The organism is Paenibacillus sp. FSL P4-0113 (genome assembly GCF_038009305.1).
Taxonomy (GTDB): Bacteria; Bacillota; Bacilli; order Paenibacillales; family Paenibacillaceae; genus Paenibacillus; species Paenibacillus polymyxa_D.
On sequence record NZ_JBBPAZ010000001.1, the window covers coordinates 3,363,063 to 3,377,859 of the forward strand.

At 45.8% G+C, this 14,797-nt stretch carries 12 protein-coding genes; 4 read left to right on the forward strand and 8 right to left on the reverse strand.

Annotated features, from left to right (window positions below):
- Positions 1–44: 44 nt before the first annotated feature.
- The 7 genes from MKX46_RS14375 to MKX46_RS14405 form a co-directional block, all read right to left on the reverse strand.
- On the reverse strand, positions 45–782 hold the full coding sequence (locus MKX46_RS14375; protein WP_209947617.1) for an ABC transporter permease: 738 nt from the start codon (positions 780–782) through the stop codon (positions 45–47).
- 30 nt (positions 783–812) lie between these two features.
- Positions 813–1,523, reverse strand: coding sequence for an ABC transporter permease (locus MKX46_RS14380; RefSeq protein ID WP_340933652.1), 711 nt, complete (start codon positions 1,521–1,523; stop codon positions 813–815).
- The gene (locus MKX46_RS14385; RefSeq protein ID WP_341071386.1) at positions 1,516–2,442 is read right to left on the reverse strand and encodes an ABC transporter ATP-binding protein; all 927 of its coding nucleotides are present in this window, start codon (positions 2,440–2,442) and stop codon (positions 1,516–1,518) included. The genes MKX46_RS14380 and MKX46_RS14385 overlap by 8 nt, the downstream gene beginning before the upstream one ends.
- 190 nt (positions 2,443–2,632) lie before the next feature.
- Positions 2,633–3,661, reverse strand: coding sequence for an NADH:flavin oxidoreductase/NADH oxidase (locus tag MKX46_RS14390; RefSeq protein WP_185156344.1), 1,029 nt, complete (start codon positions 3,659–3,661; stop codon positions 2,633–2,635).
- A gap of 319 nt (positions 3,662–3,980) precedes the next feature.
- Positions 3,981–5,285 (reverse strand): ABC transporter substrate-binding protein, encoded by a 1,305-nt coding sequence (locus MKX46_RS14395; protein ID WP_039271867.1) that lies wholly within the window; start codon positions 5,283–5,285, stop codon positions 3,981–3,983.
- Between the two features lie 106 nt (positions 5,286–5,391).
- Positions 5,392–7,038 (reverse strand): response regulator, encoded by a 1,647-nt coding sequence (locus MKX46_RS14400; protein WP_209947613.1) that lies wholly within the window; start codon positions 7,036–7,038, stop codon positions 5,392–5,394.
- Positions 7,031–8,896, reverse strand: coding sequence for a cache domain-containing sensor histidine kinase (locus tag MKX46_RS14405; RefSeq protein ID WP_209947917.1), 1,866 nt, complete (start codon positions 8,894–8,896; stop codon positions 7,031–7,033). Before MKX46_RS14405 ends, MKX46_RS14400 begins: the two co-directional genes overlap by 8 nt.
- A gap of 121 nt (positions 8,897–9,017) precedes the next feature.
- Between MKX46_RS14405 and MKX46_RS14410 the strand changes: the two genes are divergently transcribed.
- Positions 9,018–9,914 carry a carbohydrate ABC transporter permease gene (locus MKX46_RS14410; RefSeq protein ID WP_029518756.1) on the forward strand — a complete coding sequence of 299 codons (897 nt, stop codon included), beginning with the start codon at positions 9,018–9,020 and terminating at the stop codon, positions 9,912–9,914.
- On the forward strand, positions 9,914–10,744 hold the full coding sequence (locus MKX46_RS14415; RefSeq protein ID WP_039271872.1) for a carbohydrate ABC transporter permease: 831 nt from the start codon (positions 9,914–9,916) through the stop codon (positions 10,742–10,744). Before MKX46_RS14410 ends, MKX46_RS14415 begins: the two co-directional genes overlap by 1 nt.
- A 94-nt stretch (positions 10,745–10,838) precedes the next feature.
- Here MKX46_RS14415 and lepB read toward each other — a convergent pair whose 3' ends face one another.
- Entirely contained in the window at positions 10,839–11,459 is a 621-nt protein-coding gene (gene lepB, locus MKX46_RS14420; RefSeq protein WP_029518758.1) for a signal peptidase I, read from the reverse strand.
- A 331-nt stretch (positions 11,460–11,790) separates the two neighbouring features.
- Here lepB and MKX46_RS14425 point away from each other — a divergent pair, with 331 nt between their 5' ends.
- Positions 11,791–13,143, forward strand: a complete 1,353-nt coding sequence (locus MKX46_RS14425) for a right-handed parallel beta-helix repeat-containing protein (RefSeq protein WP_165145725.1) — start codon at positions 11,791–11,793, stop codon at positions 13,141–13,143.
- 112 nt (positions 13,144–13,255) lie between these two features.
- Positions 13,256–14,788, forward strand: coding sequence for an MFS transporter (locus MKX46_RS14430; protein WP_341071388.1), 1,533 nt, complete (start codon positions 13,256–13,258; stop codon positions 14,786–14,788).
- Positions 14,789–14,797 lie beyond the last annotated feature (9 nt).

The window sequence follows — 14,797 nt, forward strand, 5'->3', positions numbered from 1 at the left end:
CCAATCTTATATGGACACTCATCGTCCTTTGCTGCTTACACATTCTACTGTGTCTCTATATGGGTATAGCTTCTTAACGCCAATAAAAGCCCCAGCACAAAAATGAAGCAGATACTGATGATTCCTCCAGGAACATTCGTAAATGTTCTGCCCAGTGTGCCGTGTGGAGAAAACAATAACGGCACGGTCCATGGATAAAAGGTATTTCCAGGTGTATTAACCAAAACAAAATTTAAACACATAACGGTACACATCCCCATAATGGCGGGCACAAATTTTCTCCAGCGAATGGCGAAGAACGTGATGATCGGGATGAGCATAGCGTGCATAATAATCATTTTAGTGAAGATTCCAAGCTGATATATAACGATTTCAAAGGTTAGCGGTCTGTCCGTAATTAACATACCCAATAGCGCAGATAGCGCAAATGCCAACAAAAGGCTAACAGCGATGTACATATAAATAACAAGCAGCTTGCTGAAGTAAAGACGACTCCGGCGAACCGGGCTTGTAAACAGGGCCATATGGGTCCTCTCTTGATATTCTCTCGCATAGATATAGCAAGTCAAAATATAATAGCTCATATACCCAGTTAGGAAATTAATAAGAGTAACAATACTCATAAAATAGTCATTCCAACCATCACGATCTATCGAATACTTGGGACTACCCGTGTAACTATAAAATTCCACCACAATGGTTAATACTAAAATCATTACACTCAACAAAAGAATCTTAGTTCTTTTCAGCTTCAAGCACTCTGCTTTAAACAGGGCAAACATAGCAAACCTCCTTTGAAAAGCTCTCTCCATCTAGCCCCTTCTTTGATATGCCCATAGGGATAAAAACAATCCAAGAAGAAAAGTTACTGATAAACTCAACCACGCTATGAGAGTATTGACGTATATGATCGCACTTCCTTCATTGGGTGACAAAAGATAGGGTACAATCCACGGATACCATTCACTTTTATACATAAAATTTAAAAATATAACAGTACAAACTACGAGTACAACCACCATGATGCTCTTCCAGCGTATAGCAAAAAAAGAGGCGATCGGGATGAGCATAGCATGCATCACACACATTTTAGAAAATACCTGAATTTGGTATACCCAGATAGCCATCGTTAAAGGTCGATTTGTAATAAGCATGCCTAATACTGCAGACAGAAACAGAACGATAAATAGCGACACAATAATAAATCCATAAATAATGATCAATTTACTAAAATAAAATTTTGCCTTGGTGACAGGCGTAGTAAACATAAAGAGGTGCGTGTTTTCCTGGTACTCTCTCGCAAAAATATGACCCGTTAAAATGTAATAACTGACAAATCCGGCTGCAACATTAACGAAAAGAACTATGCCTTCAAAATAGTAGGTCCAACCCCGTTTATCAATTGAATATCGGTAAAAAACGGCGCTTGTTACGAATTCCAGCAACACAACAGCCAGCAATATTATAAAACTCAACAAGAAGGCTTTAGAGCCTTTAAGCTTAATGAGCTCTGCTCTAATCACGTCGCCCACCCTCTCCTGAAATGAGAGTCAAAAAGTACTCCTCTAGCGTCTGCTTTGTGGTGTGTATCTCATAAACTGAAAACTGATGATCTATTAACTGTTTATTTAACGCAGATGTATTTTCAATCGGACTATGAATTCTTAGTTGTTGTGGGGATATCACATTAGATTGAAGCTGCTTCATGTGCTCTTGCAGAAATGCTTGCACTGCTTCTGCATCGTCTACCTTTACATCTGTATATTGCTCAAAGCCTTCCTCTAACCGGCTCAAACGATCTTCCGCTAACAGTTTTCCATTATGTATAATCCCGATGTGTGTAGCTAACTGCTGAATTTCGCTCAAGATGTGGCTGGAAATAAGAATTGTTTTCCCGTCTTCCTCGCACAACCGCTTCAATAGCTGACGAATTTCCTTAATTCCAGATGGGTCCAGTCCGTTTGTTGGCTCATCCAATATGAGCAACTCAGGGTCATGAACAAGCGCCCTCGCAATCCCCAATCTTTGCTTCATCCCTAGGGAATAATCTTTGAACTTCTTTTTACCGGTATGCTCTAAACCTACCGTGGTTAAGGTACGTTCTATTCTTCCATCATCCTTCATTCCCATGTACTTACAGCATATTCTCAGATTATCACGCGCACTCAGGTTTTCGTATAAACCTGGTGTTTCAATAATCGTTCCAATTTTGGAAAAGATAGATGGATAATTCGTCTCCAACCGCTCGCCAAATAAAAAAACCTCCCCACTTGTAGGCTCAATCAGCCTCATCAGCATGCGGATGGTCGTTGTTTTGCCAGCCCCATTCTCACCGAGGAAACCGTAGATACTGCCACGCTCCACGTGTAAGGAAATATCGTCTACAGCTACCGACATCCCGAACTGTTTGCGGAGGCCTTTCGTTTCAATAACATACTGCATTTCTTTCATCCTCCTATACACACCAAATATAATTATTATACAGATTGAATCATCCACAAAATGTAAAAACCATCACATTTATTCATTTGCCAATCATTATCCCGATAAAAACAAAACAGGCACCTGACGAAGCGTACACTTCGTTGCAGGTGCCTTGTTTATATATAAACAACGTGGGATTACTTAGGCCTCAGTAGCCACGTTGATATTGTTCAGGTATGGAAGGCTTCTCGCCGCGCAGTGCCACCGCTGCATGAGTAGCCCAATATGGATCACGCAGCAATCCGCGTCCCACAGCGACCAGATCGGCATCCTCATTGCCGATAACAGACTGCGCCAAGGCCGGTTCATCCAGTGCGCCAACGGCGATGACTGGGATGTTCAGCGCCTCGCGGATTTGGCGAGCAAACGGCACTTGATAGCCCGGATAGTTGCCTGGCTTTCTGGCGCCTGCCGGTCCTTCTCCGCCCGAGCTGACATGGATCACGTCTACGCCTGCAGCCTGATATGCTCGGCTCAGCTCAATAGCATGATCCACATCGTATCCACCATCTACATATTCCACCGCGCTGATGCGGAAGATTAACGGCATACCCGCAGGCATTTCCTTGCGCACAGCCTGAATGACTTCAACGCCGAAAAGGGATAGCTCCTGACCATACACGTCATCACGCTTGTTTGTAACCGGCGAATGGAATTGGTGAATCAAGTAACCATGTGCACCGTGAAGCTCAATCGTATCCACGCCCGCTTGAACCGCACGCCGGGCGGCGTCTGCGAATTTTTGTACCATGCCACGGACTTCCTCTGTGGTCAGTGCGCGCGGCTGCTTATAACTCGCATCCGGGTATGCGATGGCCGAGGGAGCGACCGGCTCTGCTGCATCCTCAGCTTTACGGCCCGCGTGAGCAATCTGAATGCCTACCTTGGACCCGTGCGCATGAATACCGTCAACCAGCTTCTTATAAGCCGGAATATGTTCATCTGACCAAAGACCCAGATCATAATCGGTAATTCGTCCATCCGGTTCCACGTCTGTCATTTCTATAATAATCAGCCCCGTGCCTCCAATTGCTCGGCTTAGGTAGTGAACATGATGCCAATCATTCGGAATCCCATCCTTGGCTGTGACCGAGTATTGGCACATCGGTGCCATGACCACACGATTCTTTAACTCCAAATCTTTGATTGTATACGGTGTAAACAACGAAGTCTTCAAAACGCTCATCTCCTTTTTCATCTCTACCACATAACTAAAAATGCGTTCCAAATTACACGGTCTATTATAAGCACAATCGGCACAGTCCAAACGAAATAAAGAGATTCCCCAACCGGGGTATCCCTCGTATTTGCACCGTGCAGTCATTATGTATATCGTAAGGTTGTAGATGTATTGCACACAATCTATTATCCACAACCTAATAACTTTTTGCAAGTAAATATTTAAATATTATTAAATATTTTTTTGTCTGCATTTTTCCCGACTCTTAGCCATAACACAAAAGGCGCCCCTTACGGGCGCCCCTGCGAAACCAGGTTTATTGCGCTGAGCCTAATTGGACCCATGCCTTTTCAATCTCTGCAACTGCCTGATCCTTGTTCATGTTGCCGCTGATATAAGCCTGCATCAGCTCGCCAAATTTTTGATGGAATGTATCCAAGGAGTAGTTAACAGACAGATCACCGGACTTCGACGTTTTCAAAATGCTTTCCATTTCCTTAGGCATTTCCAGATCAGGAAGCGGTGCATCCTTAATTGGAGGAATCACCTTCGCTACCTGGGAGAACCAATTCTTACCGTATTCCGAAGTGTACAGCCAGTTGAAGAATTCAATTGTTTCCTTCGATACTTCGGAATCCTTATTGATACGCAGCGCCTGATCTGCACCGGTAATGATGACCGATTGATCAGCTTTGTCACTCACCGGATACCCCATGATGCCAATCTTGAGATCAGGGTTAATTTTCTTGATCGCTTCCTCATCCCACGCACCTTTACCCGTCATAAATGCAGCTTTTCCAGATGCAAAATCACTTACTCCCGCATTGCTGTCCCGTTCCAGCGGCTTATCTGTGCCATGTTTCACCGTCAAATCAATGAAGCTAAAGAAGTTGTTGTACAGCACTGGGTAGTCCTTGATTTTTGCTTTACCTGCGATAAAATCACTAACGAGCTGCTTCGACTCCACGCCTGCATCCTGTGCAGCAGCATCTACATAGTGCATGAAGATGTGCTTCCATACCCACCACTCTTTATATGCGTTCGCAAATGGAGTAATGCCCTTCGCCTCCAGCTTGGTGACCGCATCCTGCATCTCTGCAATCGTCTTTGGCGGGGAGGTTATCCCAGCTTTGGTAAGCAAATCTTTGTTGTAAATCAACGAAAACAGGTTCCCCTTCACCGGGAGTCCGAGCACTTTGCCGTCACTGGAACTCATATTCGCTCGAACAGCATCCGTCATGGCTGCTGCTAGCGGCTCATTGGTCAGATCAGCGCTATAATCCGCATACGTGTCGATGTCGCCTCCTGCCGTCGTTTGGAATACATCCGGTGTACTACCTGAAGCTATTTTCGACTTCAGAATCGTGTTGTAGTCTGCCTGCATGATCTCCAAATTGATCTTCACGTTAGGTTTGACCTTCTTATACTCCTCGATATACGCGTTAAAAGCATCGGTATACTCTGGTGAGGCTGTGAACATGTTTATTGTAACCGTTTTCAAATCTTCTTTGCCGCCAGCACTTTCTTTCGACGCATCCGTGCCGCCGCTGCTCCCACATCCGCTCAACAAACCGACCGTCAAAAGCAAACTGCCGGATAACGCCATCATCTTCTTTAACATGGATACTCCCCCATTTGTTTGTGATCAACGTCCATGCGATCATTCTAAAAAATATACTCCAATTTAAAAAGGCAGATTAGTGAAGCATTAAGGGTAAAAAAGTGGTTTATTGCAAGCTCACACGATACTCAGACGGTGACACCTGATAATAATTACGAAAAGCCTTACTGAAATAATTTTTATCTTTGTAGCCGAGCATATCCGAGATTTCTTGTATTTTCAGGCTAGAATCGCCCAGTAGCTCTTTCGCCTTGTCCATCCTAACCTTCTGTACATATTCGTGAATACCGTAACCAAACTGCTGCTTAAACAGCTTCATCAAGTATTCCCGACTCAAAAAATAGGTTTCAGCAAAGAACGAAATTTTAATATCCTCAAAATAATAACGGTCGATGTGCCTTTTGATGTCCGTTATGTCAAAGGGCTGGTTCCCCGCTTGAGCATGTTGGACCCCAGCAATGTAAAGCTCCAGCATCCGATTCAATCTCTGACCGTAGTGAACAAAGCTCGTAAAATCAGCAGACAAATCGCTTTCCCCCATGTGCTCCGGTTCTTCCAAAGCTCCATCTTGATTCAACGCTGATGTAGACGCACCCAACTCAATCGCTGCCTCTTTCAGTAGAAAATGGAACTCCCGCATCAATCGATCAGCATCTTGTAAACGGAAAACAGGACCTGTTGCCAATTGTTTCAGCAGATCACCCAGCAGTACCTTTGCCCGGTTTGCCTGACCTGTCTGAGCATCCTTTTGGATCGACAACAGTTGCTCCGTCCATGACATTTCCTCTGACGCAGCCATTTGCCGGGGCACCGTATGGAGAATAGATTCCCCTTCCAGCTTCAATACATCCGTGCTGTGAATGAGCGTTTTGGCATCCCTATAGGCAGAAGCCAGCTCCACTACGTCTGTACAGAGCTTGCCCACTCCGGCCGCTACTACCATACTGAACAGCCCATGCAGGTTCACAACCGCCTTCTGTGCCACTTGTGCCAGTAGGAGGGACATATGTTCTTCATGTCCTGGGGCCAGGGTACAGATCGAAATGACCTCGCGCTCCCGTCGCGGATGGGGGAAGCTAAAACAACTCAACCGTTCATCTGATGTCTGCGCTAATACATTCGTTACAGCAAAATCCATCAGATCGACATCGCCATGAAAACGTGTCCTGCGGATCACATCCCTGTTGAGCAGCCGCAGCACGATCACCCCAAAGCGATTCCCCGGCTGATCCGCTCCGATTAATGGGAGCAACGCCGTATTGGCCTGCTTTTTAAAGCTACCGTCCAAAATGGACAAATACAGCTTCTCTTTCAGCTTCGGCAGTGACATATTCAGCGTAATGTTCTGGCTAATGGACTTGTTTTTGCTTTGCTCTCGGCTTTCCAGAATGTCCACTGCTTTGCGCAGTGCCTGGTTCAGATCCTGACGATTGATAGGCTTGAGCAGATAATCCACCACCCGGGATTGAATCGCCTGCCGTGTAAATTCAAAGTCGTTGTAGCCGCTAATGACAATCGTCAACAGATGGGGATATGCCTTCTCGATGGCACGGAGAAATTCGATACCGTTCAGCTCAGGCATTTTCATATCGACCATCACCACATCTATAGGGTGCTGACCCAGCAGCTCCAGTCCCAATCTTCCATTCGTCGCTTCATAAATATGTTCGATCCCCAGACGGTCCCAGTCCCCGATAATACGAATGGCTTCGCGCAACGGCTCTTCATCGTCAATAATCAATACGTTATACATGACTACTTCCTCCCCGGGGAATTTGCATTCTCATTTCCGTTCCCGTTTCATCCGTAAGGATGAATAATCCTGCCTGATCTCCATACAAAAGCTTCAACCGTGTGTTCAGATTTTTCAAACCAATATGCTCACTCTCCCGTTCTTCCCATTTTTCATGGAATGAATCCAGCACCAGTCTCAGCTTGTCCTCTGAAAATCCAGGCCCGTTGTCCCTGACTGCAATTGTGGCATTTGCATCTGTAGAACTCGAATCGGCTGAAATGACGATCAGAATATCGCTTGATACTTTTTCCAACGCATGCTTGATAGCGTTTTCCACCAACGTCTGCACAGATAACCTTGGAATCGGCAGCTCCATCAGCATTTCCTCCCATACCACTTCGACCCGCAGTCTCACCCCGAATCTTGCTTTTTGCAGACCTATATATCGTTCAATATGCTTGAGCTCCTCGCGGGCAGCTACGATATCCTTGCCGTTGATGGAATACCGTAACGTTTGGGCCAACGCATCCACCATATCCGCCATATCGAACATCTCCCGCTTTAATGCCTGTGTGGATATGGCTTGCAGGGCATTGTACAGAAAATGAGGATTAATTTCAGCCTCCAACGCCTTGAGTATGGCGTTCTTTTCGACCAGCTTCATGCGATAGCGCTCATTAATAAGCTCTTCGGTTCTTTGAACCATTTCGTTAAAATGCAGCGACAAATATGCAATCTCGTCATGTCCCTTCACAGGAGCTGTTGCTCCAAAATCTCCGGTGCTAAACCGCTTCATCTGGGTGGACAGCTTATGTAAAGGTCGGGTAATGGCGTTCGAGGTCAGTGTCACTAATATAATAGACACGCCTAAAAATAAAGCCCCGATGGCATAGCTCCAATTCCGTGTTGTCGTAGCTGCTTCATAAATCTGGCGGTATGGGATGGGCTTAATGAGCTGCCACCCATCTTTTTCGCCAGCATCATAGACGACCAAATACTCCTGATTGCCACTGCGATCAGACCACGTTACTCGCCCGCTTCCTCCCTTGCCGATCTGTGCCAACACTCCGGAATCACGCATCCGCTCATATAGCGGAAAGCTGTTCACATAAAAGGGAACCCCTTTAGGGCTCATTAGCATCAATTGGTCCCCTTTGCCCAGTGGAATGTTCTGCATGATTTCATCCACGGTGCTCGTATTGTAATAAAAGGACAGCACCGCCTGCGGGTGACGGGATGCAATCGACCTCAACACTCGATGGTATGCCATAAAGCTGGCTTGTGGCGCCACATAGCCCATATCAGAGCGGGACCCCACAAAGGATTGAAATGATTCGTTCGTGGTACTGGCCATCGCCTCTTTATACCAAGGAAGCTTGGGAATATCTGTATTTATTCCTTTGCGCACCGTAATGTTATACGTCTCCCTGGTCACCACATAGTATTGATGTCGGTCCGCCACGTACAGATAGATCGCTTCCAGATCGGTACGCGAATAAAACATGCTGCGCAAGTAATTCTCAATGACCATTCTCGAAGCATAGTCCCAGTTCTCATTGGCAATCGCGTTCATAATATCGTTGTAACGTAGCTGCGGAAGAGCCAACTGCTGCATTCCCTCCAAGTAATCCTCCAAATTCTGATTGACCAGCAACAGATTATTGGTCGTGCTGGCGATGCTATGGTTAACCGACTCCTTTTCAATCATCTGATAGGAAATAATTGTGAGTGAGCCCACCACCAGAATAATCACCGAGGTAAAAAGTAGAATGAGCTTGTTCACTAATTTTTGCGTGATTCTCCTCCACATAGAGCGAAGAAACGTTCTTACACGCTCTGACATCATGATAATCGCCCCTTTTGAAAGCGTACACATTTTTACCCTCAACTGTTTTCTTAAATCCATTGGTCCGGCCCTAGAGCTATCCTATACTTTCATTATATCTTAAACAGCTTGGAACGTAAGAGCGGAAAATGTTGAGAAAAAGAGGTGCGTTATGCTGAAAAAAAGGGGAACCCGGGGCGACAAGGGCAGTAAACTGGAATTCGGTTTATTCACACTGCCCGTAATCTTGTGCATTACGATTGCATTTTATATTCCGTTTTTGATGACGATACGCTATTCCCTGACCAAGTGGAACGGCATATCCAAACATCCGAAATTTGTAGGTCTGGATAACTTCAAGCAAATCTTGCTTGGAGACGCCAATTTTGCACATGCAGCCTGGTTTACCGTCAAGTATGCCATTTTGTACATTGTATTGGTGAATGTGCTGGCCATTTTGCTGGCGCTCGTTCTCGATATGAAGCTGAAAAGCTCGGCTTGGTTGCGAGCGGCCTTCTTTATCCCTTATATCCTCAGTCTTGTAATTGTTGGATTCATATGGAAATTTATCTTCATGCAAGGCTTTGAGTCATTGGGTCACAGTACAGGCTGGGGCATCTTCCAGCTCAGTTGGCTGGGTGAGGAAGGGCTCGCGTTTGTTTCCATTTTGGCGGTATCGATCTGGCAATCCATTGGCTTTTACATGGTCATTTATATTGCAGGCTTGCAATCTGTGCCAGAGGATCTAAAAGAAGCTGCCATTGTCGATGGCGCGGGGCCGATTCGGAGATTTTTCAGTATTATTCTACCGATGCTTGCACCTTCCATTACGATCTCAGTCTTCATGGCACTGACCAACTCAATCAAAGTGTTTGACGTCATTTTATCTCTGACCGGCGGTGGGCCGGGAGGTACGACATACAGCATTGCGTATGATATTTACCGGGACACGTTCCAGAACAATCTGTATGGCTACGGAACAGCCAAAGCATTGATTTTATTCGTTGCAGTCCTGATCATTACGATTATTCAATTGTCTATTTTCAAACGCAGGGAGGTTGAAGCCTGATGCAACGCAGCCGTACAGGACGTATTTTGCTAGAAGCGGGCATGATTGTATTATCACTGTTATTTTTGTACCCGCTGTTTCTCGCCATTAACAATTCGTTCAAAAGCTTCGCTGAGGTCATGACCGACGTCATTGCCCTGCCTAAGCAGCTTTCGCTGGATAATTACGTATATGTATGGAAATTCATTGACTATCCACGCCTATTTCTGAATAACACCATTATTACCGTCGTCGGACTGGCAGGTATCGTACTGATATCTTCCATCGCGGCCTACAAGCTGGCAAGAACCAAGAGCAAATGGAGCTCCGTGATTTACATGCTGTGCATTATGCCGATGCTGATCCCGTTTCAGTCCATCATGCTCACTGTCTTGCGACTAGCGAAAGACTTAAATCTGGCAGACAGCACTTGGGGACTTGGCTTGCTGTATTGGGGCTTCGGCGCTCCGCTGGCCGTGTTTATCTATCACGGCTTTGTGAAGGGCATTCCGGTCGAGATTGACGAAAGCGCCAAAATCGATGGGGCCTCGGGCTTCCGGCTTTTCTTTTCCGTAATTTTCCCCTTGCTGAAATCAGTCACCGCCACCATTGTCATTATCGACGTGATGTGGATTTGGAACGATTTTCTGCTTCCGTTACTCATGGTTAACGGCTCGCCCAGCACTAAGACACTGACGCTGGCCGCCTATACCTTCGTCGGACAGTACACATCCGACTGGCAATACGCCATGACCGCGATGGTAATGGCTGTGCTGCCTTCGATTATCGTATTTATTTTTCTGCAAAAATACATTGTCAAAGGCGTTGTTGCCGGAGCCGTCAAAGGCTGATTCAACTACACCCTTACAGATGACCCAAAGAGGACTTGCGTAAACTTTACGCAAGTCCTCTTGTCTTCGTGATGTCCATGCCTGTACTCTGGCCTTATTTATGCTTAACCCATTGCGCGCTATCCACCGGCCAAAAAATCACATCCGCACGGCCAACAATATCTTTAATAGAAACAAAGCCAATAGCACGACTATCCCTACTATTATTGCGGTGGTCGCCCATCACAAAAATATACCCCTCAGGTACCTTGGAATCGGTTATGGTTCCATTTGGAAAGTCCACATTGTTATATAGTTCTCCCTTGGCGTGCGCATCCTGAATAGCTCCCTGAATGTATGACTCCTCTACTTTCTTACCGTTCACATAAAGATTGTCGCCTTGATACCGAATCGTATCGCCAGCCACCCCAATAACACGCTTAATAAAGTCTCTTTGTTCCTTTCTCACATGGAATACAACAACCTCACTCGGCTTGGGATCACGAAAATCGTAAATCACCTTGTTCACGACTACTCGTTCATCTGTCTTGAAATTCGGTTCCATGGACGCTCCCTCAACAATAAATGGCGCAAATAATAGCCAACGTATAATGAACACGAGCACAATGGCTACAATAATGGCCTTAAGCCAATCGATCATCTCCTTTTTCACTCTTGGCTGCTTTTCCTGCAATTGTTCGACAGTTGAATCTGTCAAATGATTTCCACTCTCCATGCGCTAAAACCACCCTTTCCCACAGTCTTCATTCCTATTATATGTATAATGTTTAAGTATAATCAAATTTTCCCAGTCTGACAAAAGTGCATTTTTAGTTGAAACAAAAGTGTGAACTTTTTTTCACAACATTAAAAAAACAGTAAAAAACTGTTGATGCAAACGTTAACATATATTACACTGTGCATATACTTCTTAGAGCGTATTAGACATAGGTTAGATCAATCTGTCACCCCAGGAGGTGTCCTGTTTTTACTGGAAAGACAGCATGAGCCACTTTTATAGATGCTATCTTCTTTTAAAATAAGAACTCAAATGAGGAGGAATTTACATGTTTAAACGGAATGATCGTCCAAAAAACGGATTCAACGCTCTAAGACTCAGTGTTTCTTTTGTTTTCGCCTCTTCTTGTATTATTGGAACCGCTTACGCAGATACGTTACCCAACGACACCCCTTCTTCCGCACTCACAGAAGAGGCAGTTAGTACAACTGACTCAACCACCGTCTCCACAACGTTGGCGGCAGGAGATTTGTATGTGGCGCCAAATGGTAACGTGTCCAATCCGGGCACCATATCTAGTCCTACCACGCTCGAAGCAGCTCTTACACAAATTGCTCCTGGTAAAACCATTTACCTGCGCGGTGGCAACTACACCTACTCCTCAACGATTACAATTCAGCGTGAAAATAGCGGCAATAACGGCTCACTCAAAGGGCTGGTCGCTTACGGTAGTGAAAAGCCGGTACTTGATTTCTCTGCTCAAGCCTTTGGTTCAGCCAATCGTGGACTTCAGCTTAACGGAGACTTTTGGCTGGTAAAGGGCCTTGAAGTAAAGGGTGCCGGAGATAATGGTATCTATATCGGCGGTAGCAATAACCGAATCGAAAACGTGGAAACCCACCACAACCGGGATACTGGACTTCAGCTTGGACGTTACTCTCCTAACGCTTCCACTAGTGAGTGGCCTTCGAATAATTTGATTTTAAATTCTTACTCTCATGATAACGCTGATCCCGATAATGGTGAGGATGCCGATGGCTTCGCGGCCAAATTGACTGTAGGATCAGGCAATGTGTTTGATAACTGCTTGGCTGCGTACAACGTAGACGATGGTTGGGATTTGTATAGCAAAACAGAAACAGGCCCTATCGGTGAGGTAACCATCTTGAACAGTGTGGCCCACCACAACGGGCAGACCGCAGATGGAACGTCCACCGCGAACAGCGACGGCAATGGCTTTAAGCTGGGTGGAGACAAAATCAAAGTCAACCATATTGTGAAAAACAGTATTGCTTTCCAGAACAAAAAACACGGCTTCACCTACAATAGCAACCCCGGCAGCATTACGTTGACCAATAATACCTCGTGGGACAATGGACAAAGTAATTTTGCTTTTGACAAGGGTGATCACGTGTTCATTAACAATCTTTCCTTTGAGGGAAGCGCCAGTGACAAAACAAGCGGTACAGATCAAGACAACTCTAGCGTTTGGTGGAAAAACAAAAAATCGACGAATGCCAAAGGTCTGGTAGTCAGTGCAGACGACTTTGTTAGTCTCACGCCTTCTATCACTCGAGGTGCAGACGGTTCCATCCAGCTAGGTGATTTCCTTAAGCTGGCCAAAGGGAGCGATCTGATCGGCTCGGGTACTCCGAGCGGAAAAAATATAGGGGCACGTTAAAAGCCCAGCTTAATCAGGACGCCCTGGCCCATCTACCAACTTAGACAATTCTGCATAATATAGCGACCGGTGATTGTCCTCATAACCAGACAAAATATGAGGTGAACAGATCATGGAACGAAGAATCACACTGAAACATACACTCGCCTATGGAAGCGGTAACATGCTGGGAAGTGGCGCACTTGCGATTAGCGGTGCATGGTTAATGTACTTTTATACAACCTTTTGCGGACTGTCTCCCGTTCAGGCCGCGGCCATTTTCTCTGTTGCTAGCATCATAGATGCAGTCAGCAATCCGGTCATGGGCTTTATCAGCGATAACTTTCACCGGACCCGCTTGGGCCGTAAATTCGGCAGACGACGCTTTTTCATCATGATGGGTATCCCGCTGATGCTCGTGTATCCGATGCTTTGGGTAGATGGGTTGGGCTTCTGGTATTACCTGAGTACGTACGTGCTGTTTGAACTGGTGTATACCTCAGTCATGGTGCCGTATGAAGCACTAGCGTCAGAGATGACCCGCGACTTCGGCGCACGCTCCAGATTAACTGGATGGAAGGCCATGTTTGGCAAAATTGCCAATTTTGCCGCTGCCTTTATCCCTGGTCGCTTTATTGCTGAGTATGGCAAAGACTCTCCATTGCCTTTCTTTTATACCGGTCTCGTTTTTGCAGCTATTTTGCTGATTGCGATGGCATTCTTGTACAAAAACTCCTGGGAACGTCCAAGTGAGGAACTGCAAAAGGAACTGGAAGGTGAAGCTCCGCTTTCCTTTATCGATTCGATGAAAAAGTTGTTTATCGACATTTCCTCTACCTTCCGGGTCAAGACGTTCCGTCATCATCTCGGGATGTACCTGGGCGGCTTTTCAGCTGAGTGGCTGTTTACTTCTGCTTTTACGTACTTTATTGTCTTCTCCTTGTTTCAAAGCTCGGAGATGGTGTCCAATCTGAATAGCTTTAACTCTGTCATTCAATTGATTTCTACCTATTTCTTCATCCAATTCTGTGTGCGTAAAGGATTCCGTATGCCATTCATCGCTGCACTCGTTGTCGTTTGCTTTAGCGTAGCAGGCTATGGCCTGCTCTATATAACGGGAGCCTCTAATACGATGGTATGGCTATATGTCATCACACTGTTCATGGGACTTGGTACAGGGGGCGTCTACTATATCCCTTGGAATCAATATACGTTCCTTGCCGATGTGGATGAAGCGTTGACTGGCCGTCGACGGGAAGGAATTTATGCAGGTATGATGACTTTTGCCGGAAAAATGGTGCGGGCCGTTGTCGTCTTCATTCTCGGCTGGGTGTTACAGCACTTTGGCTTTGTATCCGGGGCTGATAGTCAGCCCGTCGCTGCTCAGCACGCCATCTTTTATGTACTCGTGGTCGGTACCATCGTTCTCGCGATCATCGGTATGATTGCTTCTGTCGTGATGAAGCTGGATATTGACAGCCACAAGAAGCTAATCGCCGAAATTGACCGCCTCAAAAACGGTGGCTCCATGAAATCAGCTAAACCGGAAGCTCGCAAAGTGTTCGAGCAGCTGACAGGTTTCCATTACGATCGGTGCTGGGGTAACAATAATGTGGGCTTCAAGAACAAACCCGTTGACCCTAAGACACACACTCCATCTATGTAACAACAATAA

Bases quoted from the DNA above. Each gene is read 5' to 3' on its own strand.
- MKX46_RS14375 (WP_209947617.1), bottom strand. From the start codon at position 782: ATGTTTGCCCTGTTTAAAGCAGAGTGCTTGAAGCTGAAAAGAACTAAG.
- MKX46_RS14385 (WP_341071386.1), bottom strand. From the start codon at position 2,442: ATGCAGTATGTTATTGAAACGAAAGGCCTCCGCAAACAGTTCGGGATG.
- MKX46_RS14395 (WP_039271867.1), bottom strand. From the start codon at position 5,285: ATGTTAAAGAAGATGATGGCGTTATCCGGCAGTTTGCTTTTGACGGTC.
- MKX46_RS14400 (WP_209947613.1), bottom strand. From the start codon at position 7,038: ATGTATAACGTATTGATTATTGACGATGAAGAGCCGTTGCGCGAAGCC.
- MKX46_RS14405 (WP_209947917.1), bottom strand. From the start codon at position 8,896: ATGTGTACGCTTTCAAAAGGGGCGATTATCATGATGTCAGAGCGTGTA.
- MKX46_RS14410 (WP_029518756.1), top strand. From the start codon at position 9,018: ATGCTGAAAAAAAGGGGAACCCGGGGCGACAAGGGCAGTAAACTGGAA.
- MKX46_RS14415 (WP_039271872.1), top strand. From the start codon at position 9,914: ATGCAACGCAGCCGTACAGGACGTATTTTGCTAGAAGCGGGCATGATT.
- lepB (WP_029518758.1), bottom strand. From the start codon at position 11,459: ATGGAGAGTGGAAATCATTTGACAGATTCAACTGTCGAACAATTGCAG.
- MKX46_RS14425 (WP_165145725.1), top strand. From the start codon at position 11,791: ATGTTTAAACGGAATGATCGTCCAAAAAACGGATTCAACGCTCTAAGA.
- MKX46_RS14430 (WP_341071388.1), top strand. From the start codon at position 13,256: ATGGAACGAAGAATCACACTGAAACATACACTCGCCTATGGAAGCGGT.